This is a genomic window from Ramlibacter sp. (genome assembly GCF_028291745.1).
Lineage (GTDB): Bacteria > Pseudomonadota > Gammaproteobacteria > Burkholderiales > Burkholderiaceae_C > Ramlibacter.
This window is the reverse complement of record NZ_JAQGNQ010000121.1, coordinates 1-19,851: the sequence shown is the minus strand read 5'-3', so window position 1 is coordinate 19,851 and position 19,851 is coordinate 1. Positions and strand designations below refer to the sequence as shown.

16 protein-coding genes are annotated in these 19,851 nt (G+C 69.8%); 9 read left to right on the top strand and 7 right to left on the bottom strand.

Annotated features, from left to right (window positions below; genetic code table 11):
• Positions 1 to 16: 16 nt before the first annotated feature.
• From JWP60_RS22200 to JWP60_RS22185, 4 genes are all read right to left on the bottom strand, one after another.
• On the bottom strand, positions 17 to 2,023 hold the full coding sequence (locus JWP60_RS22200) for an APC family permease (protein ID WP_299796223.1): 2,007 nt from the start codon (positions 2,021 to 2,023) through the stop codon (positions 17 to 19).
• A gap of 108 nt (positions 2,024 to 2,131) precedes the next feature.
• Positions 2,132 to 2,623, bottom strand: coding sequence for a hypothetical protein (locus tag JWP60_RS22195; RefSeq protein WP_299796220.1), 492 nt, complete (start codon positions 2,621 to 2,623; stop codon positions 2,132 to 2,134).
• Entirely contained in the window at positions 2,620 to 4,149 is a 1,530-nt protein-coding gene (locus tag JWP60_RS22190; protein WP_299796217.1) for a TRAP transporter large permease subunit, read from the bottom strand. The genes JWP60_RS22195 and JWP60_RS22190 overlap by 4 nt, the downstream gene beginning before the upstream one ends.
• Positions 4,150 to 4,181: 32 nt before the next feature.
• Positions 4,182 to 4,721, bottom strand: coding sequence for a TRAP transporter small permease subunit (locus JWP60_RS22185; RefSeq protein ID WP_299796214.1), 540 nt, complete (start codon positions 4,719 to 4,721; stop codon positions 4,182 to 4,184).
• 153 nt (positions 4,722 to 4,874) lie between these two features.
• Between JWP60_RS22185 and JWP60_RS22180 the strand changes: the two genes are divergently transcribed.
• Positions 4,875 to 6,128 carry an SUMF1/EgtB/PvdO family nonheme iron enzyme gene (locus JWP60_RS22180; RefSeq protein WP_299796211.1) on the top strand — a complete coding sequence of 418 codons (1,254 nt, stop codon included), beginning with the start codon at positions 4,875 to 4,877 and terminating at the stop codon, positions 6,126 to 6,128.
• 33 nt (positions 6,129 to 6,161) lie between these two features.
• On the opposite strand, the gene JWP60_RS22175 is transcribed toward JWP60_RS22180, so the two are convergent.
• On the bottom strand, positions 6,162 to 7,259 hold the full coding sequence (locus tag JWP60_RS22175; RefSeq protein ID WP_299796209.1) for a substrate-binding domain-containing protein: 1,098 nt from the start codon (positions 7,257 to 7,259) through the stop codon (positions 6,162 to 6,164).
• A 112-nt stretch (positions 7,260 to 7,371) separates the two neighbouring features.
• Here JWP60_RS22175 and JWP60_RS22170 point away from each other — a divergent pair, with 112 nt between their 5' ends.
• The 5 genes from JWP60_RS22170 to JWP60_RS22150 all read left to right on the top strand — a co-directional run bounded on the left by JWP60_RS22170 (position 7,372) and on the right by JWP60_RS22150 (position 13,973).
• A complete protein-coding gene (locus tag JWP60_RS22170) occupies positions 7,372 to 8,103 on the top strand; it encodes an ABC transporter permease (protein WP_299796206.1) in 732 nt (243 codons plus the stop codon).
• Entirely contained in the window at positions 8,103 to 8,801 is a 699-nt protein-coding gene (locus JWP60_RS22165; protein WP_299796202.1) for a phosphate ABC transporter ATP-binding protein, read from the top strand. The genes JWP60_RS22170 and JWP60_RS22165 overlap by 1 nt, the downstream gene beginning before the upstream one ends.
• The gene (locus JWP60_RS22160) at positions 8,798 to 9,610 is read left to right on the top strand and encodes a substrate-binding domain-containing protein (protein WP_299796200.1); all 813 of its coding nucleotides are present in this window, start codon (positions 8,798 to 8,800) and stop codon (positions 9,608 to 9,610) included. The genes JWP60_RS22165 and JWP60_RS22160 overlap by 4 nt, the downstream gene beginning before the upstream one ends.
• Before the next feature lie 71 nt (positions 9,611 to 9,681).
• Positions 9,682 to 11,271, top strand: coding sequence for an MFS transporter (locus JWP60_RS22155; RefSeq protein WP_299796197.1), 1,590 nt, complete (start codon positions 9,682 to 9,684; stop codon positions 11,269 to 11,271).
• Positions 11,272 to 11,375: 104 nt separating this feature from the next.
• Positions 11,376 to 13,973, top strand: coding sequence for a response regulator (locus JWP60_RS22150; RefSeq protein ID WP_299796194.1), 2,598 nt, complete (start codon positions 11,376 to 11,378; stop codon positions 13,971 to 13,973).
• Between the two features lie 225 nt (positions 13,974 to 14,198).
• Here JWP60_RS22150 and modC read toward each other — a convergent pair whose 3' ends face one another.
• Positions 14,199 to 15,260 carry a molybdenum ABC transporter ATP-binding protein gene (gene modC, locus JWP60_RS22145; protein ID WP_299796192.1) on the bottom strand — a complete coding sequence of 354 codons (1,062 nt, stop codon included), beginning with the start codon at positions 15,258 to 15,260 and terminating at the stop codon, positions 14,199 to 14,201.
• Positions 15,257 to 15,940 (bottom strand): molybdate ABC transporter permease subunit, encoded by a 684-nt coding sequence (gene modB, locus JWP60_RS22140; protein WP_299796189.1) that lies wholly within the window; start codon positions 15,938 to 15,940, stop codon positions 15,257 to 15,259. Before modB ends, modC begins: the two co-directional genes overlap by 4 nt.
• 235 nt (positions 15,941 to 16,175) lie before the next feature.
• On the opposite strand from modB, the gene JWP60_RS22135 reads away from it, so the two are divergent.
• The 3 genes from JWP60_RS22135 to JWP60_RS22125 all read left to right on the top strand — a co-directional run.
• Positions 16,176 to 16,658 (top strand): (2Fe-2S)-binding protein, encoded by a 483-nt coding sequence (locus tag JWP60_RS22135; RefSeq protein WP_299796186.1) that lies wholly within the window; start codon positions 16,176 to 16,178, stop codon positions 16,656 to 16,658.
• A gap of 10 nt (positions 16,659 to 16,668) precedes the next feature.
• A complete protein-coding gene (locus JWP60_RS22130; protein ID WP_299796183.1) occupies positions 16,669 to 19,044 on the top strand; it encodes a xanthine dehydrogenase family protein molybdopterin-binding subunit in 2,376 nt (791 codons plus the stop codon).
• 19 nt (positions 19,045 to 19,063) lie between these two features.
• The coding region (locus JWP60_RS22125; protein WP_299796180.1) for a xanthine dehydrogenase family protein subunit M at positions 19,064 to 19,851 on the top strand (788 nt) is incomplete at its 3' end.

Sequence of the window (19,851 nt, the reverse complement as noted above, 5' to 3'; positions counted from 1 at the left end):
TTTTCGTGCCAGGGGTCTAGACCACCACCCGATCCTTCTCTCTCCGACTCTCATCCTCCGCCACCGGCAAATCCGGCGCCTTCTTCACGCCTTCCTCCCCCACCTCCTCCTGCGGCGCCACCGCCAGCGTGCGCGCCTCCAGATACCACGGCACGCTCATCACGGTGAGTCGCGTGCCGCCATGCTTCAACAGCCCGCGGCGCAAGCGGCGGGCCCGATGCGTGTGCAGCAACTTCTGGTACCAGTGCTGCTTCATCAGTTCAGGGATCAACACGGCGACGGAGCGGTCGGGATGCTGCAATTCGAGCTCCCGCACCAGTTGCAAGACGGGCGCATGGATCGCGCGGTACTCCGCCTGCAGCACCACCAGCCGCGGGGCAGGGAAGCCCGCCGCGCGCGCCGGCACGGCCACGTTGCGCTCCCAGCGTTCCTGCAGCTTCTGGTTGTAGCCTTCGTCGGGGCCGCCCAGCTCCGCCAGGTGCACGCCCAGCACCTGCGGCGACAGCGTCAGCGCCAGCGTGAGGGCGTGGTCGGCGAGCAGGTTCCAATCCTCGATCGCGACGAGCACGATCGGGGGCTTGGCCGAGTCGAGGCTGAGCGGGGTCGGGTCGTGCACCTTCTGCTCGACCCGCAGGTAGTAACGGCGGATCGATTTCAGCAGCACGATCACCAGCGGGATCACCAGCATGGTGATCCACGCGCCCTCCGCGAACTTCGCGACGACGATCACCAGCAGTGCGACTCCGGTGGTGACAGCGCCAACCCCGTTGATCGCCAGGTGCAGCCATACGCGCTCTCCCGTGCGTTTCTTGCGCCTCCAGTGCACCACCATGCCCGCCTGCGACATCGTGAAGGTGAGGAAGGCACCGATCGCGAACAGCGGGATCAGGTGATCGGTGATGCCCCCGAAGGCGACCAGCAGCACGCCGGCCGTCACGGCCAGGTAAGCAATGCCGATGGAGAACACGAGCCGGTGGCCGGCGATCGCGAACGGCTTGGGCAGGAAGCCGTCGCTGGCGACCAGACGGCACAGCCGCGGGAAGTCCACGAAGCTGGTGTTCGCCGAGAGCGAGAGCACGGCCAGCAGCGAGGCGATCGCCACGTAGTACAGCACGCCCTCTCCGGCGACCGCCGCCGCCAGTTGCGAGAGGACGCTGCGGTAGCCGTCCTTCGTCTGGTCCATCGCGCCGATGCCATAGGCATGGGCCAGCAGCGAGATGCCCACGAGCAGCAGGCCCAGGATGATCACGATGGCCGCCAGCGTCCGGTGGCCGTGGCGCACCGGCGGGTCGCGGAAAGCGCTCATGCCGTTGCTGACCGCCTCGACGCCGGTCATCGCGGTGCAGCCGGCAGCGAACGCCCGCAGCAGCAGCCAGAGGCTGACCGCCTGCGTCGTGGCGTGCAGCGCTGGCGGGGCGACCGCCGCGTGGGGATGGCCCCCGCCCGTCACGGTCTTCCAGACGCCGAGCACCAGGACCAGCCCGAAGGACGCGACAAACAGATAGGTCGGCACCGCAAAGAGTCGCCCCGCGTCCAGCGTGCCGCGCAAGTTCATCACCGTGACGAACGCGAGGATGGCCAGGCACAGCGGCAGGATGTAGGGATGCAGCGCGGGCACCGCGGAGACCAGGGCGCCGACACCGGCGGAGATGCCCACTGCCACGTTCAGCACGTAGTCGATCATCAGCGCCGCGGCCGCGAGCAGTCCCGCGCTGGTGCCCAGGTTCTCGCGCGAGACGATGTAGGCGCCGCCGTTGTTGGGATAGGCGCGGATCGTCTGCCAGTAGGAGGCGAACAGCACCGCAAGCAGCAGCACGATGGGTGTCATCACCGCGCCCAGGTGCTTGGGCCCCGCGGCGCCCAGCACGGCAAGCACCGCGAGGGCGGCCTCCGGTCCGTAGGCCGAGGAGCCGAGTCCGTCGAGGCCCATCGCCGGCACGCCTTCCCACGCGCCGATCTTGCGTTCGGCCTGTTCGCGGTTGGCAAGCCGGCGGCCGAGAAGCAGGTCGCGCAGGCGGATCATCCAGCCGAGATTGGCATACGGGCGCGCTCCGCCCTGTAGGAGGCGTCCGGGACCGGCGGGAAGCCGGCGGCGATCGCGGCTCAGGCGCAGCGCGCCGGCGAGGCAGGCTCAGCCGCCTTGGCGGAACGCCGCGAGCTGGGCGGCGAGTCGGTCGAACTCCGCGACCATCGCCGGTTCCGCGGCATAGAACACCGCGAACTTCCCGAGCAAGGTGCGAACGTAGATGCGCGGCGCGATCAGCCATTCGAGCCCGCGCACGCGGATCACCCGCGCATAGGCGAGCTCGCCCAGGGGCATGCGCTTGGTCCAGATCCAGGTCTGTCGCAGTTCGGTCGCATCGAGGGTGGTGACGCTGCGCACGATGCACCACCAGGTCCACAGCATCAGTGCGAGTGCCGCGAGGAACCACGCGCCCAGCGTCCCGCGGCCGGCGGCAAACTGCCCTTGCTGCCACAGGTGCAGCAGCCACCACGCGGCACCGAACACGAACAAGGTGGCGATGCCGCGGAAGGTCAGCGAGTAGGCCCGGCTGCTCGCCGCGATTCCACCGGCCGGAGTGAAGCGAAACGGCGCCGGGCCAAGGCGGTCAGCAGGGCTCACTTGCTCTTGGGGTTGAACAGCTCGTCCTGCTTTTTCTGCTCTTCTTCCGAGGACTTCTCGGCGGCAGCGGGATCGGCGGGCTTGGCCGGGTCGGTGGCGCCTTGGTCGATGTCCGCCGGCGCCTCGATCTTGACCTTGTCCAGGTCGATCTTCTCCGCCTTGTCCAGGAACATGGTGACGCTCTGCGGCACGAAGATGACGATGGCCACCAGCAGGATCTGCATCAGCACCCAGGGAATGGCGCCCAGGTAGATGTCGTTGGACTGCACCGGCTTGTCGATGCGCTTTTCCTTGTACAGCGTGTCGGCGATGCCGCGCAGGTAGAACAGCGCAAAGCCGAAGGGCGGGTGCATGAACGAGGTCTGCATGTTCACGCACAGCAGCACGCCGAACCACACCAGGTCGATCCCCATCTTGTCGGCCACCGGCCCCAGCATCGGCAGGATGATGAAGGCGATCTCGAAGAAGTCGAGGAAGAACGCCAGGAAGAAGATGAAGAGGTTCACCACGATCAGGAAGCCGACCTGGCCACCGGGCAGCGTGGAGAGCATGTGCTCCACCCAGCGGGCGCCGTCGACGCCCTGGAACACCATCGAGAACACGCGCGAGCCGATCAGGATGAAGACCACCATCGCCGTCAGGCGCATGGTGCCTTCCATGGCTTGCCAGATCAGGTCACGCGACAGGCGCCGGTGGATCGCGGCGAGGATCAGCGCGCCGACGCAGCCCATCGCGCCCGCCTCGGTCGGCGTGGCGACGGCAGTGTCCATGAAAGGCAGGCCGCCCATGGAGCCCAGCACCGCGAAGATCAGGATGGCCGAGGGGATGATGCCGCGCAGGCACTTGGCCCACAGCGCCCAGCCATGCAGCGTGCGCGCATCCCTGGGCACGCCCGGCACGTAATGCGGCTTGACGATGCCGAGGCCGAAGGTGTACAGCGCGAAGATCAGGATCTGCAGGATCGACGGGCCCCAGGCGCCCTTGTACATGTCGCCCACCGAGCGACCGAGCTGGTCGGCCATCACCACCAGCACCAGCGAGGGTGGCACCAGCTGCGTGATCGTCCCCGATGCGGCCAGCACGCCCGTGGTGTAGCGCATGTTGTAGCCGTACTTGATCATGATCGGCATCGAGATCAGCGCCATGGCGATCACCTGGCCGGCCACCGTGCCGGTGATGGCGCCGAGGATGAAGCCGACGATGATCACCGAGTAGCCGAGGCCGCCGCGCACCGGGCCGAACAGCTGGCCCATCGAATCGAGCATGTCCTCCGCCAGCCCGCACTTCTCCAGGATCGCGCCCATGAAGGTGAAGAAGGGGATCGCCAGCAGCAGGTCGTTCGACAGGATGCCGAACACGTTCAGCGGCAGGTTGGCCATGAAGCCGGCCGGGAACCAGCCCATTTCGATCGCGTAGAAGCCGCTCACCAGGCCCAGTGCCGCGAGCGAGAACGCCACCGGGAAGCCGATCAGCATCACGAAGACGAGCGCGCCGAACATGACCGGCGCGAAGTTTTGCATCTGCATGGGGGAAGTCCGTCGTTCTTGTTATCTCGCGCCTACTGCAGCGGCGCTTCGTAGGTCGTGTCCATCTGGTACAGCCCGCGCAGGTAGCACACGCGCTTGATGATCTCGGAGATCCCCTGCAGCACCATCAGCCCGAAGCCCACGGGCAGCATCAGCATGGCCGGCCAGCGGATCAGGCCGCCGGCGTTGTTCGACATTTCGTGCGTGAGGTACATCTTCACCAGCAGCGGCGTTGAGAGGTACGCCAGCAGCCCCATGACCGGCAGCAGGAAGAACACCAGCCCGAACAGGTCGACGTAGACGGCGCCATGATTCTTCAGGCGCCCGTAGACCAGGTCGACCCGCACGTGCTCGTTCACCGCCAGCACCGCGGGCGCGCCCAGCATCACGATGGCGGCAAACAGGTACCACTGGATCTCGAGCCAGCCGTTGGAACTGGTGTCGAACAGGTAGCGGATGACGGCGTTGCCGGCGGAGATGAGCGCCGTGAGCAGGACGGCCATCGAGGCGGCCCACCCGAGGCGGCGGCTGATCCAGTCCACGGCCAGGGCAAACTTCAGGAGTGCGGACACCGGGAGTCTCCGTGCAGATGAAAAACAGGGGCCTGCGAGGCCCCCTTGATCGTTGATACTCGTTGCGATGCGCTGAAAACCTGCTGACTCGGCAACCCGGGTTTCCCCCGGGCCGCCATGGCCGGTGAGCGGCGCCAACCAGAGGAGATGCCATTGGGTCCCCATCGCGACACCGGTGCGGACAACGCTTCCGGTGCACGCCGCCTCGCTCGCGAGCCGCTCTCGCTGGCCCTGATCGAGGCCCGCAACTATACCTTGTCGCTGCTGCAGCATTTCCAGCAGGCGCTCGGTCCGGCCATGCGCCTGCAGCCCTTGCCGCACGCGGTTCCGCCGCTCTGGCTGGCCGGACATGTGGCCTGGCTGGCGGAGTACTGGATAGGGCGCAATCCGCAGCGCGCGCTGGGCCCGCGCTGTCCGCCCGACGCCATGCACATCGCCTCGGTGGAGCCGCAGTCCGACGAACTGTTCGATCCCCGCCTGGTGGCGCCGTCGCAGCGCTGGTCGCTGCCGCTGCCCGATGCCGGCAACGTGCGGGCCTACCTGCTGGACACGCTGGAGACCACGCTCGAACTGCTGGATCGTGCACCCGATGACGACGACGGCCTGTACTTCCACCGCATGGTGCTGTTCCACGAGGACCTGCGGGGCGAGCAGCTGCTGGCCATCGCGCAGGCGGCGGGCGTGCCCGTGGGAGTGAGCTTGCCCGCGGGGGCGGCAATGCGCGACCCATTGCTGCTGCCGGCGAGCCCGTGGAGCCTGGGCTGGTCCGAAGAGGGCTTTGCGCTGGACGTGGAGTGCGGGCAGGAGAGGGTGGCCGTGCCCGAGTTCGAGATCGATGCGCAGCCGGTGACCTGGTCGCAATACGTGGAGTTCATCGCCGACGGCGGCTACGACCGCGAGGAGCTGTGGCACCCGCAAGGCTGGCACTGGCTGCAGCGCCAAGGCGAAGCCGACGGCCGTCGCGGGCCGCGCTACGTGGAGCAGATCGGCGTCGCCAGCGGCGCCGTGATGCAGACGATGTTCGGCAAGGCCACGCGCATGGCCGGCAGCCAGCTCGCGATGCACGTGAGCTGGTGGGAGGCCGATGCCTGGGCGCGCTGGGCCGGCCGTCGCCTGCCGACCGAAGCAGAATGGGAGATCGCCGCCTTGCAGGCAACGCGGCGTGGTTTCCGCTGGGGCGAGGTGCGCGAATGGATGTCCGGCACCGTGCGCCCCTTCGCCGGCTTCCGGCCCGATGCCTGGACACCGCAGGCGGAACTGGATGCGCAGCCGGTGTTCGGCATGGCACGGGTGCAGCGCGGCGCGTCGTTCGCGACCCGCGCGCGCATGAAGCATCCGCGGGCGCGGTGGTGGGCGTTGCCGGATCGGGATGAGGGCTTCGTGGGGTTTCGGACTTGCGCGGTTTGAACAGGGAACGGACATCCGCTTCCGCATTCGCGCTCATCGCTTCTTCTTCGGCGGCAAATCCCACCACGGCAATTGCGCCTTCAGACTCAAGACCTCGCCGCTGCGCCACGGCGTATACCCCGCCAGCAGCGACAGCTCGCGCTGCCAGGCCTGCCCCTGCAGCAGCGTGCGCAGCGCGGCGATCGGCGCTTCTTCCAGCGCCTCCTTCAGGCACACCAGGAAATAGCGCTCCTGCAGCAGCGGCACGAAGTCCAGCCCGCGCGCCCGCGCCGCCGCCTCGATGCCGAGGCCTGCATCCGCGCTGCCCGAGGCCACCGCCTGCGCCACCGCGGCATGCGAGGGCTCGTCGCGTCCATACCCGGCAAGCTGCTGCGGCGCCAGGCCTTCGCGCGCCAGCAGCTCGTCGCACAGCAGCCGCGTGCCGCTGCCCGCCGGCCGATTGACGAAGCGCGCGCAGCGCCGCACGACGTCCGCCAGCGCGGCGAGCCGCAGCGGATTGCCCGCCGCCACCATCAGGCCCTGGCTGCGCTCGGCAAATCCGATCAGCTTGTGGCGCCCCGTCTGCAGCAGCGGCTGGTAAGTGCGCTGCGTGATGCTGCCCAGGCCCGGTTGCTGCGAAGCATGGAAGCCGGCCAGCGTGCAGCGTCCGGCATTCAGCGCGGCGATCGCATCGACGCTGCCGCAAAAGCGCACATCGAGGTGCAGGCGCCCCTGCGCCACGGCAAAGCCGCGCAGCAGCGACAAGCCGTCGTCGTGGCTCGCGAACAGCGTCAGCACCTGCGCGGTATCGTCGAACGCCACCGCGAAGGCGCGCTCCAGGTCGGCATGCAGCGCCTCGATCTGCGGTGCGAGCCGGGCCTGCGCCTGCCGCTCCGCCCACAGCAGCTTCTGGCCGAAGGGGGCGAGCCGTGCGCGCTGGCCCTTCTCCCACAGGATCAGCGGATGCCCCAGCTGCGACTCCCAGCGGCGCAGTTCACCCCACACGTGGCGATAGGACAGATCCAGCACGCGGGCCGCGCTGGAGATGGAGCCTTGCTCCTGCACGGCATGCAGCAGGTCGACCAGCGGGTTGCGCACCCAGCCGTCGTGCCGGCGCGGCGCGAAGTCGTACGAGAGTTGCACCTTGCGCATGGCGGCAAGTATGAGCGAAGGGCTGCCGCGCGGCCGCTGCGCTATGCAGCCCCGTTCATAGCTCGCATGACCCGAGGGCAGGGCTTCGTCTGAACACGTAGCATTCGCGCCCATGAATACCTTCCAGGAGAGCCTGGCCCAGGCCGCGCACCTGGTCGCCGTGATGGACCCCATGCTGCTGTCCATCGTCGGCCGATCGCTAGCGGTCAGCAGCAGCGCCTGCATCGTCGGCACCGTCCTCGGACTGGTGCTCGGCGCCTGGCTGGGCGTGGCGCGCTTCCCCGCGCGTGGCGCGCTGGTGACCGTGCTCAACACCTTCCTGGCCGTGCCCTCGGTGGTGGTGGGGCTGGTCGTGTATCTCCTGCTCTCGCGCTCGGGGCCGCTGGGCTTCCTGGGCTGGTTGTTTTCCTTCCAGGCCATGGTGCTGGCGCAGGTGCTGCTGGTGCTGCCCGTGTGCACGGCGCTGACGCGCCAGGTGGTGCAGGACGCCGACGACGCCAACGGGGAACAACTGCGCTCGCTGGGCGCCGGCGGCGTGCTGCGCAGCTTGCTGCTGGCCTTCGACGAGCGCTTTGCGCTGCTGACCGTGCTGCTCGCCTGCTTCGGCCGCGCCATCTCGGAGGTGGGTGCGGTGATGATCGTCGGCGGCAACATCGACGGCTACACCCGCGTGATGACCACCGCCATCGCGCTGGAGACCAGCAAGGGCGACCTGCCGCTGGCGCTGGCGCTCGGCGTGATCCTGCTGTCGGTGGTGCTCGCGCTCAATGCCGCGATCGCGCTGCTGGCACGCTGGCGCGGCGCGCATGCCGAGGGCATCGTGCTGGCCGGGGCGCCCGCCTGATGTCTGGCTGGGTGCAGCTCAAGGGCGTCGGACTGCAGTACGGCGCAGTGACCGCGCTGCAGGGGATCGACCTGCGCATCGCCGGGGGCGAGCGGGTGGCGATCATCGGTGCCAACGGCAGCGGCAAGAGCACGCTGCTGCGCGTGCTGCACGGCCTGCTGCGCCCCACCACCGGCTCGGTGCTGCGCGACGAGGCGATGCGCCAGGCGATGGTGTTCCAGCGCCCGTTCGCGCTGCGCGCCTCGGCGCTGGCCAACGTGGCGCTGGCGCTCTGGCTGCGCGGCACGCCCTGGCGCGTGGCCAGGGCGAAGGCCCTGCAGGCGCTGGCGCGCGTCGGCCTCGGCTCGGTGGCGCTGCGCAATGCGCGCACGCTCTCGGGCGGCCAGTTGCAGCGCATGGCGCTGGCGCGCGCCTGGTGCCTGGCGCCGCAGGTGCTGCTGCTGGACGAGCCCACCGCCAGCCTCGACCCGCACGCCAAGCGCGAGGTCGAGACGCTGATGGCCGACTTCGCCGCTGCCGGCACGACGCTGGTCTTCGCCAGCCACAACCTGGGCCAGGTCAAGCGCCTGGCCACGCGGGTCGTGTACATGGAAGGCGGCCACGTGCTGGCCGACCTGCCGGTGCACGCCTTCTTCAACGGCCCGCTGGGAGAGACCTCCCGCGAGGCCGAACTGTTCGTCAAGGGAGAACTCGGATGATGTCCATGCGCCGGCTGTTCTGTGCCGCCCTGCTGTCCTGCGCCGTCAGTGCCGGCTGGGCGCAGTCGCCCACCTTGCTGATGGCGTCCACCACGTCCACCGAGCAGTCGGGGCTGTTCGGGCACCTGCTGCCCGCCTTCACCAAGGCCACCGGGATCACCGTGCGCGTGGTGGCCGTGGGCACCGGCCAGGCGATCGACATGGCAAAGCGCGGCGACGCCGACGTGCTGTTCGTGCACGATCGCGCCGCCGAGGAGAAGTACATCGCCGAGGGCTACGCCCCGCGCCGCTATCCGGTGATGTACAACGACTTCGTGCTGGTCGGCCCGCGGTCCGACCCCGCGCACCTGAAAGGCAGCGACATCGTCGCGGCGCTGACGAAACTCGCCGCCGCCAATGCGCCCTTCGTCTCGCGCGGAGACAAGAGCGGCACGGATGCCGCCGAGAAGCGCTTCTGGACGCAGGCCGGCCTCGCGAACCGCGGCAGCGGCTACCAGGAATGCGGCTGCGGCATGGGCGCCGCGCTGAACATCGCTTCGTCCAGCAATGCCTACGTGCTGGCCGACCGCGGCACCTGGCTGAGTTTCAAGAACCGCGGCGACCTGGCCATCCTGGTCGAGGGCGACAAGCGCCTGTTCAACCAGTACGGCGTGATGCTCGTGAGCCCGCAGAAATTCCCGCACGTGCACGCGGCGCAAGCGCAGAAGTTCATAGCCTGGGTGACCGGCCCCGACGGCCAGGCGACCATCGCCAGCTATCGGATCAACGGCGAGCAGCTGTTCTTTCCGAACGCGGGCACGGCGAGCTGATACCGACACGGCTGGTTACGTGCGCGGCCGCGCTGCGTGGCCCGCCGCGCTATTCTCGCGGCGGCCACCCCATGACCATCGCCATCCGCCACCCCTGCGACGATGCAGCGCCTGCGCAGGCCGCGGCGGCGCGCGACTGCCTGCCGGCACGCAAGCGCTGGGTGCTGGCCGCCTCCATCCTCGGCTCGAGCCTGGCCTTCGTCGACGGCACGGTCGTCAACGTGGCGCTGCCCGCGATCCAGCGGGCGCTGCATGCCTCCGCGGGGCAGGTGCAGTGGGTCGTGGAGTCCTATGCGCTGCTGCTTGCCGCGCTGTTGCTGGTGGGCGGCTCGCTGGGCGACCGGCTCGGGCGGCGGCGCGTGTTCATCGCGGGCGTGCTGCTCTTCGCGCTGGCCTCGCTGGCTTGCGCGCTGTCGCAAAGCGTGCAGCAACTGATCGCCGCGCGCGCCTTGCAGGGCGTGGGCGGGGCGCTGCTGGTGCCGGGCAGCCTGGCCCTGATCAGCGCCTCGTTCCGGCAGGACGAGCGCGGTGCGGCCTTCGGCACCTGGGCTGCCTTCAGTGGCGTGGCCTCCGCCGCCGGACCCTTGCTCGGGGGTTACCTGATCGACCAGTTGTCCTGGTCCTGGGCCTTCGCGGTGAACCTGCCGGTGGCGGCAGTGGTCGTGGCCATCGCCTGGATCCACGTGCCGGAGAGCAGGCGCTCCGGTGAGCCCGCGCACATCGACGTGCGCGGGGCGCTGCTGGCGACGCTGGGGCTGGCCGGCATCGTGTTCTTCTTCATCGAGGCGCCGGCGCGCGGCTGGGGCGCGCCTCTGGTGCTGGGAGCGGGCGCGATCGGCGTCGCCGGCCTGGTCGCGTTCTTCCTCGTCGAACGCGCGCAGGCGCGGCCGATGCTGCCGCTCTCGCTGCTGCGCGCAGGCGACTTCGCCGCCGCCAACCTGCTCACGCTGCTGCTCTATGCGGCCCTCGGTGGCGGGCTGTTCTTCCTGCCGCTGAACCTGATCCAGGTGCAGGGGCTGACCGCGACGCAGGCGGGCGCGGCGCTGCTGCCCTTCATCCTGGTGATGTTCGTTCTTTCGCGCTGGGCCGGCAAGCTGGTCGACCGGCGCGGCGCGCGCGCCCCGCTGATCGCCGGGCCGCTGGTCGCGGCGGTGGGCTTCGCGCTGTTGGCGCTGCCCGGCACGCGCGCGAGTTACTGGAGCGGCTTCCTGCCTGGCGTGACGGTGCTGGGCCTGGGCATGGCCATTGCCGTGGCGCCACTCACCACCACGGTGATGAACTCGGTCGGCCGCGACGATGCCGGCACGGCCTCGGGCGTGAACAACGCCCTGTCGCGGGTGGCGGGGGTGCTGGCCATCGCGGTGTTCGGCGCGCTGATGGCCGCCGTGTTCGAGCCGCGCCTGCGCGAGGGCATGGCCGCTGCCGGCGTGCCGGACTCGTTGGCCGCAGCGGCGTGGCAGCAGCGCGCCCGGCTGGCTGCGATCGAACTGCCCGCCAGCGCCTCGGCGGCGGTGGCGCGTGGGGTCGTGCACGAGGCTTTCGTGGCGGGCTACCGCTGGATCATGGCGGTCAGCGCCTTGCTGGCGCTGGCGAGTGCCGGCGTTGCGGCGCTGTGGGTCGGCCACCCCCGGGCAAGCGCGAGCCCTAAACTGCCGGGATGACTCGTGGCCGCACGTTGCTGGCATTCCTGTGCGTCCTGTTGTCGTGCGCTGTCGGTGCGTGGGCGTCGGCTGGCAGCCCCGTCGCTGAAGCGGGGCGGCTCGCGTTGGCGCGAACCGACCAGGCCGTGCCGCTGCAAGGGCAGTGGGGCTTCGCCTGGCACCGGTTCGTCGATCCGGCCTGGCAGCAACTGCCCACGCACGCTGTCGCGCCCGTGCCCGGGAGCTGGAACGAGCTCACCGCCGACGGCAAGCCCCCGGGCCAGGACGGCTGGGGCAGCTACGTGCTGCTGGTGGATTGCCCGCGCGGGCAATCGCTCGCCATCGAAGCGCTGGGAGAGCGCACCGCCTCGCGCCTGTTCGTCAACGGCGCGCCGGTCGCGGCGCACGGCGCGCCGGGACCGTCGCCCCAGCGCAGTCGGGCGGCCGTGTACAACCGCGTGCCGATCACGCGCGAGTTCGCCTGCCCGCTGCGGCTGACGCTGCACCTCTCCAACTTCGACCACCGTGCCGGCGGCTTCGTGCGGCCGATGACGGCAGGCCCGGCCGACGTGCTGCAGCGCGCGCGCGAATCCCGCACCATCTACGCGAGCGTGTTGCTGGCGGCCTACCTGCTCACCAGCGTGGTCGCGCTGATCTTCTTCGCCGTGCGCCGGCAGCAGCGGGTGCCGCTGGTGTTCGGCCTGTTCTGCATCGCGATGGCGATCTACACCGACATGATCGGCGAGCGCCTGTTCCTGCGCTGGTTCCCGCCGCAGGTCTCCTGGTTCGCGTACATGCGGGTCGAGTACCTCTCGTGGATCGCCTCCATGGCCTTGTTCTTCCTGACGCTGCACGGGCTGTTCCCGGCGGAGATCCATCGCCGCGTCGTGCAGGTCGTGCTGGGGCTGTTGGGACTGGGTGCGATCGCGGTGCTGGCTTTGCAGCCCGGCGTGTATTCGTACGTGGTGCAGCCGGGGCAGGCCATTGCCGTGGGGGTGGCCGCGTATGTGGCGATCGCCATGCTGCGCGCCGGCCGCGGCACCCGGGGTGACGCGCGCGTGTTGCTGGCGGGCATGGTCGCCGTGCTGCTCGCACTGGCCGTCGACCTGCTGCTGATCGACACGCCGGGGCCCGACCGCAAGCTGGCGCCGATCGGCTTCGCGCTGTTCCTGATCTCGCCGGCGATGGTGATCGCGCGGCGCATGGCGCAGGCGCTGAACGCGGAGGAACGCGGCCGCACGCTGGAGGAAAACGCGCGCCTGCGCGAGGACGTGGAGCGCATCTCGCGGCACGACCTGAAGACGCCCCTGAACAGCATCATCGGCGCCACCCGGCTGCTGCGCGACGACAGCAAGCTCACCGGCGACCAGCGCGAACTGCTCGGCGTGCTGCAACGCTCGGCCCTGCGCATGCTGGAGATGGTGAACCTGTCGCTGGGCCTGTTCCGGATGGAGACCGGCAGCTACGACTTCCGCCCGCAGGCCGTGGATCTGCGGCAGGTGGTCACGCGCGTGCTGGTGGACCTGCACTCCTATGCCGAGGCGCACTCGGTGCTGCTGCACTGGCAGGACACGGACCCGGCACCGGTGTACGCGCGGGCCGAGGAACTGCTTTGCTATTCGATCCTGGCCAACCTGGTGAAGAACGCCGTCGAGGCTGCCGGCGCCGGCCACCCGGTGGCGGTGACGCTGCAGCGCGGCGACCCGCTGGTGATCGAAGTGCACAACCCGGGCGAAGTGCCGGCCGCCATTGCGCAGCGCTTCTTCGAGAAGTACGTCACCGCCGGCAAGAGCGGTGGCACGGGCCTGGGCACCTATTCCGCGCGGCTGATGGCGCGGGCGCAGGGCGGCGAACTGCTCATGCACACGAGTGCGCAAGGCACCACGTTGGCATTGACCCTGCCGCCGCTGGCGGGCGAGGCGCCGGTGTTGCCGATCGCCGTGACGCCCGAAGGCACGCCGTCCGAATGGGCCGCCGACATGCCGCCGCGCAGCGTGCTGGTGGTCGACGATGACGAGTTCACGCGGCTGGTCACGCGCCGCCTGCTGCCCAGTCCGCCCTTCCGCGTGACGACCGCGGCCAACGGCGAGGCGGCGATCGAGCTGATGGCGCAGGCCTGGCCCGACTACCTGTTGCTCGACATGGAGATGCCCCTGCGCAGCGGCGTCGACACGGTGCTCTGGGTGCGCGAACAGGAAGCCGCGCACGACCACCCGCGCTGCCGCGTGCTGATGGTTTCCGGCAATGACGACGAGGCCTCCGCCACGCGCGCGCTGCAGGCCGGTGCCGACCGCTACCTGGTCAAGCCGGTCAGCCGCGAGCGCCTGCTGAACACGCTGCGCGAAATGGAGGACGCGGCGCAACTGCCCGGCGACACGCGGCCGCCGCCGCCGTCACTGCCTTCGGCCACGGACAGCGAGCCCGCGCCCGACGAGATCGTGGTGGTCGATGCGGAATGGGAGGAAGTGCTGCCCGAAGTGATGCGCATGCAGCGCGAGACGGTGGATCGCCTCGCGCAAGCGGTGGCCGCGGGCGATCGCGAGGACGTGCAGTTCCTCGCGCATCGCGTGTACGGCGGGCTGGCCACGCTGGGCCTGCAATGGGCCGCCCACGAAAGCCGCACGCTGGAGCGCACGGCGCAGCACGCACCGATGGCGGAACTCGAAGGGCGGGTGCAAGCGCTGCGCGCCTACCTGAATCGCGTTCGGCTCGAGACGCGCTGACGCAGCGGTGCGCAAGGCTTGCCCGGTGGGGTCGCTGCGCGATCCCACCCTACGAACACGGCACAGGTGTCGTAGGGTGGGATGCCGCAGGCACCCCACCGATGCCGCCACGAAGAGGCACGGGTAGCCGTAGGGTGGAATGCCGCAGGCACCCCACCGATGACGCCACGAAGAGGCACGGGCCGCCGTAGGGTGGCATGCCGCAGGCACCCCACCGATCACGCGTCAGGCCACCAGCGCCGCCGACTTCACCTGCGCCCACACGGCGCTGCCCGGCGCGAGATCCAGTCCCGCCACCGCCCGCGCCGTCACGCGTGCCAGCAGCAGCGATGGACCGCAGGCCAGCTGCACCACCGCCTGCGAAGGATGGTCGCCGGCCGCGATGGCGCGCACGGTGCAGGGCAGCACGTTCTGGATGCTGCTGCGCTCGGGCGGCACCAGGGCCAGGCTGACGTCGCGCGCCAGCACGCGCACGCGCACCGCGTGGCCGGGCGGCAGGCCGGGGTCGGCGATCCACAGCGCCCCGCCCTCGAAGCGCACCTCCACCAGGTCCCACTGCGGATCGCGCTCGGCGATCGTGGCGTGCAGCAGCGCGCCCGCCTCCTCGCCGGGCACGGCGGGCAGGTCGACGCGCGCGAGCGTCTCGGCCAGCGGGCCGGCGGCGCGCACGCGGCCGGCATCCAGCAGCACCAGGTGGTCGGCCAGGCGCGCGACCTCGTCGCCCGAGTGCGTGACGTACAGCATCGGGATCTTCAGTTCGTCGCGCAGGCGCTGCAGGAAGGGCAGGATCTCGCGCCGACGCGCGACGTCCAGCGATGCCATGGGCTCGTCGAGCAGCAGCAGGCGCGGCTCGGTGGCCAGCGCGCGCGCGATGGCGACGCGCTGGCGCTCGCCGCCCGAGAGTTCGTGCGGTCGTCGCGTGAGCAGGCGCGCGATCCCGAGCAGTTCCAGCAGCGGCGCGAGCGGCGCGGCCGCGCCACGCGGGCGGCCGAAGGCCAGGTTGCCTTCCACGTCGAGATGGTCGAAGAGGCTCGCTTCCTGGAACACATAGCCGAGCGGCCGCCGCCAGGTGGCCAGGTGCACGCCGCGCTGCGTGTCGTCCCACGTCTGGCCGGCGACGACGATGCGCGCCTCGTTCGCGCGCTCGAGCCCGGCAACGCAGCGCAGCAGCGTGGTCTTGCCCGATCCCGAGGGGCCGAACAGCGCCGTGATGCCGCGCGCGGGCAACTGCAGATCGACCTCCAGCAGGAAGTCGCCGCGGCGATGGCGGCTGCGCAGCTCGATCATCCGAAGACGCGCGTGCTGCCGCGATTCAGCCGCGTCACCAGCAGCAGCACCGCGAACGAGAGCAGCACCATCGCCAGCGAGAGCGAATGCGCCTGCGCGTACTCCAGTGCTTCGACGTGGCCATAGATCTGGGTCGAGACGACGCGCGTCTGCCCCGGGATGCTGCCGCCGATCATCAGCACCACGCCGAACTCGCCGACGGTGTGCGCGAAGCTCAGGACGGCAGCCTGCACGATGCCGCCGCGCGCGAGCGGCAGCACCACGCGGAAGAAGGCCGAAGCCGGGCTGGCGCGCAGCGTCGCCGCGACTTCCAGCGGCCGTTGGCCGACCGCCGCGAACGCGTTCTGCAGGGGCTGCACCGCGAACGGCAGCGAGTAGATGACGGACCCGAGCAGCAGGCCGCCGAAGGTGAAGGGCAGCAGGCCCAGCCCCAGGGCTTGCGTCAATCGCCCGCCCCAGCCTTGCGGGCCCAAGGTCACCAGCAGGTAGAAGCCAAGCACGGTGGGCGGCAGCACGAGCGGCAGGGCGACCACGGCGGCGATGGGTGCGCGCCAGCGGGAGGACGTCTGCGCCAGCCACCAGGCCAGGGGCGTCGCCAGCACCAGCAGCAGCGCGGTGGTCGCTGCCGCCAGCCGCAAGGTGAGCCAGATCGCCTGCAGGTCGCCCGGGCTGAATGGCATGGGTGGCTCAGGGGACAGGGTGGGGCATCGCGGGACTGTAGCGGATGCCTCACCCGCGCCGCTTGCGGTAAGGCGGTACGGATGGGCTAACCACATCGCCGACACTCCTGTCCCGGCCACTGTTCCATTTTGAGAATTTCCCGCCAGAGCGCGGAGGACCTAGGGTTTCGCCTAGCGAGGGGGTCCCCCCCGAATTCAACAATGGTCCACTTGCCCAACCCAGGAGACACGCGACATGCTGGTATCACTCAAGGTCAACGGGAAGGCGGCGCAGGTCGACGTCGCGCCCAACACATTGCTGGTCACGGCGCTGCGCGAGAACCTGCGCCTGACCGGCACGCACGTCGGCTGCGACACGGCCCAGTGCGGCGCCTGCACCGTGCTGGTGGACGGCCGCGCGATCAAGTCGTGCAACACGCTCGTGGCCCAGCATCCCGGCGCCGAGATCACCACCATCGAAGGCCTGGCCGCCGCCGACGGCACCATGCATCCCATGCAGGCCGCCTTCAAGGAATGCCACGGGCTGCAGTGCGGCTTCTGCACGCCGGGCATGGTGATGAGCGCGCTCGACCTGTGCCAGCGCCACCCGAACGCCAGCGACGCGGAGATCCGCGAACAGCTCGAAGGCAACATCTGCCGCTGCACGGGCTACCAGAACATCGTGAAGGCGGTGCAGATGGGCGCGGCCGCCACCGCCGCCACTGCCACCGCCGCCTGAGGAGACCGCCATGGGTGCCAACGACAACTTCGCGACCCTGCCGCACATCGGCGAGGCTGTGCGCCGCAAGGAGGACTACCGCTTCCTCACCGGCAGCGGCCAGTACACCGACGACATCAACCTGGCGCACCAGCGCTACGCCGCCTTCGTGCGCTCGCCGCATGCGCATGCACGCATCAAGAGCGTGGACACCGCGGCGGCCGCGGCCATGCCCGGCGTGGCGCGGATCTTCACCGGCGCCGACATCGTCGGCAAGATGAACGGCCTGCCCTGCGGCTGGCTGATCACCAGCACCGACGGCACGCCCATGAAGGAGCCGCCGCATCCCGTGCTGGCCCTCGACAAGGTGCGCTACGTCGGCGATCACGTGGCCATGGTGGTGGCCGACACGCTCGAGCAGGCGCGCGATGCAGCGGAGGCGGTGCAGGTCGACTACGAGGTGCTGCCGGCGGTGGTGGACGTGCGCGATGCCGCCAAGGCCACCGCGCTGCACGACGCGGCCCCTGACAACAACTGCTACCGGTGGGCGATCGGCGACCGGTCACAGGTCGATGCGGTGTTCGCGAAAGCGGCACACGTGACGAAGCTGGATCTCATCAACAACCGCTTGATTCCGAACGCGATCGAGCCGCGCACGGCCATCGGTTCGTACAGCCGCGCGACCGGCGAATACACGCTCTACGTGGCCAACCAGAACCCACACGTCGAGCGCCTGCTGATGACGGCTTTCGTGCTCGGCCTGCCGGAACACAAGGTGCGCGTGATCGCGCCCGACGTGGGCGGAGGCTTCGGCTCGAAGATCTTCCTCTATGCCGAAGACGTGGCGCTCACCTGGGCCGCCAAGCAGCTCAATTGCGCGATCAAGTGGACGGCCGATCGCAGCGAAGCCTTCCTCTCCGATGCCCACGGCCGCGACCATGCCACGCACGCCGAGATGGCCATGGACGGCCAGGGCAAGTTCCTGGCGCTGCGCGTGCACACCGATGCGAACCTCGGCGCGTACCTGTCCACGTTCGCGACGGCGGTGCCGACCATCCTGTACGCCACGCTGCTGGCCGGGCAGTACACCACGCCGCAGATCTACGTCGAGGTGGATGCCTGGTTCACCAACACGGCACCGGTCGACGCCTACCGCGGCGCCGGGCGGCCTGAGGCCACCTACGTGCTGGAGCGACTGATCACGCGCGCGGCCTGGGAGCTGGGGCTGCCGCAGGACGAGATCCGCGAGCGCAACTTCATCACCCAGTTCCCCTACCAGACGCCGGTGGCGCTGCAGTACGACGTGGGCGACTACCACGGTGCGCTGTTCAAGGCCAACGCGCTCGCCGACGTCAAGGGCTTCGCACAGCGCCGCCAGGCGAGCGAGGCCAAGGGCCTGAAGCGCGGCCTGGGCTACAGCAGCTACATCGAGGCCTGCGGCATTGCGCCCTCGAACATCGCCGGTGCGCTCGGTGCGCGGGCGGGCCTGTTCGAGTGCGGCGAGATCCGCGTGCATCCGACCGGCAGCGTCACGGTGTTCACCGGCTCGCACAGCCACGGGCAGGGCCACGAGACCACTTTCGCGCAGGTGGTGGCCGCGCGCCTGGGCATCCCGGTGGAGAACGTCGACGTGGTGCACGGCGACACCGGGCGCGTGCCCTTTGGCATGGGCACCTACGGCTCGCGCTCGATCTCGGTCGGCGGCGCGGCGATCATGAAGGCCCTGGACAAGATCGAAACCAAGGCCAAGAAGATCGCGGCGCACCTGATGGAAGCGGGCGACGGCGACGTCGAATTCAGCAACGGCGAGTTCCGCATCAAGGGCACCGACAAGACGATCAGCTTCGGCCAGGTGGCGCTGACGGCCTACGTGCCGCACAACTATCCGCTCGACAAGCTGGAGCCGGGGCTGAACGAGACCGCGTTCTACGACCCGACCAACTTCACCTTCCCGGCCGGCACCTACATCTGCGAGGTCGAGGTCGATCCGCAGACCGGCGTGGTGAAGATCGAGCGCTTCACGGCGGTCGATGACTTCGGCACCATCATCAATCCGATGATCGTCGAGGGCCAGGTGCACGGCGGCATCGTGCAAGGCATCGGCCAGGCGCTGATGGAGAACTGCGTGTACGACAAGGACACCGGCCAGCTGCTGACCGGCTCCTTCATGGACTACGCCATGCCGCGGGCCGACGACGTGCCGACGATGACGCTAGACACCGTCTGCACACCGTGCACCCACAATCCGCTGGGCACCAAGGGCTGCGGCGAAGCGGGCGCGATCGGCGCGCCGCCGGCGGTGATCAACGCGGTGCTCGATGCACTCAAAGACCTGGGCGTGCGGGACCTCGACATGCCCGCCTCGCCCAGCCGCGTGTGGGAAGCCATCCAGGCTGCCAAGCCCTGAACACGAAGGAGACCTTCACATGTACCAATTCACCTTCGAACGCCCCTCCTCGCTCGCCGATGCGCAACGTGCGGCGCAGGCCAGCGGCGCCAAGGTCCTGGCCGGCGGCCAGACCCTGCTGGCGTCGATGAAGCTGCGCCTGGCCAACCCCGAGACGCTGGTCGACCTGGGCGGCATCGCCGAACTCACGGGCGTGCGCCGCGAAGGCAACGCCCTGGTGATCGGCGCGATGACGCGGCATGCCGACGTCGCCAGCAACGCGGAGGTCAAATCGGCATTGCCCGGCCTGGCCGACCTGGCCGCCGGCATCGGCGACCGCCAGGTGCGGGCGATGGGCACCCTCGGCGGCTCGCTGGCCAACAACGATCCCTCGGCCTGCTATCCCGCGGGCGCGTTGGCGATGAACGCCACCATCCGCACGACGCAACGTGAGATCGCGGCCGACGACTTCTTCCAGGGCATCTTCGCGACGGCGCTGGAAGAGGGCGAGCTGATCACGTCGGTGCGCTTTCCGATCGTGAAGCGCGCGGTCTACATCAAGTTCAAGCAGCCGGCCTCGCGCTTCGCGCTGATCGGGGTGTGCGTGGCGCAGACGGACAGCGGTGTGCGGGTCGCCGTCACCGGTGGCGGCAGCGGCGTGTTTCGGCATGTCGGCCTGGAGCAGGCGCTGACGAAGTCGTTCACACCGGAAGCGGCCGCGGCGGTGAAGGTCGAATCCGGCGAGCTGTCCGGGGATCTGCATGCGAGCGCGGCGTATCGGGCGAACCTGATTTCGGTGCTGACGCAGAGGGCGGTGGCGAAAGCGCT

Coding starts and splice junctions, on each gene's coding strand:
- modB (WP_299796189.1), bottom strand. CDS start 15,940: ATGCCATTCAGCCCGGGCGACCTGCAGGCGATCTGGCTCACCTTGCGG.
- JWP60_RS22170 (WP_299796206.1), top strand. CDS start 7,372: ATGAATACCTTCCAGGAGAGCCTGGCCCAGGCCGCGCACCTGGTCGCC.
- JWP60_RS22165 (WP_299796202.1), top strand. CDS start 8,103: ATGTCTGGCTGGGTGCAGCTCAAGGGCGTCGGACTGCAGTACGGCGCA.
- JWP60_RS22130 (WP_299796183.1), top strand. CDS start 16,669: ATGGGTGCCAACGACAACTTCGCGACCCTGCCGCACATCGGCGAGGCT.
- JWP60_RS22200 (WP_299796223.1), bottom strand. CDS start 2,023: ATGATCCGCCTGCGCGACCTGCTTCTCGGCCGCCGGCTTGCCAACCGC.
- JWP60_RS22155 (WP_299796197.1), top strand. CDS start 9,682: ATGACCATCGCCATCCGCCACCCCTGCGACGATGCAGCGCCTGCGCAG.
- JWP60_RS22190 (WP_299796217.1), bottom strand. CDS start 4,149: ATGCAGATGCAAAACTTCGCGCCGGTCATGTTCGGCGCGCTCGTCTTC.
- JWP60_RS22135 (WP_299796186.1), top strand. CDS start 16,176: ATGCTGGTATCACTCAAGGTCAACGGGAAGGCGGCGCAGGTCGACGTC.
- modC (WP_299796192.1), bottom strand. CDS start 15,260: ATGATCGAGCTGCGCAGCCGCCATCGCCGCGGCGACTTCCTGCTGGAG.
- JWP60_RS22160 (WP_299796200.1), top strand. CDS start 8,798: ATGATGTCCATGCGCCGGCTGTTCTGTGCCGCCCTGCTGTCCTGCGCC.
- JWP60_RS22175 (WP_299796209.1), bottom strand. CDS start 7,259: ATGCGCAAGGTGCAACTCTCGTACGACTTCGCGCCGCGCCGGCACGAC.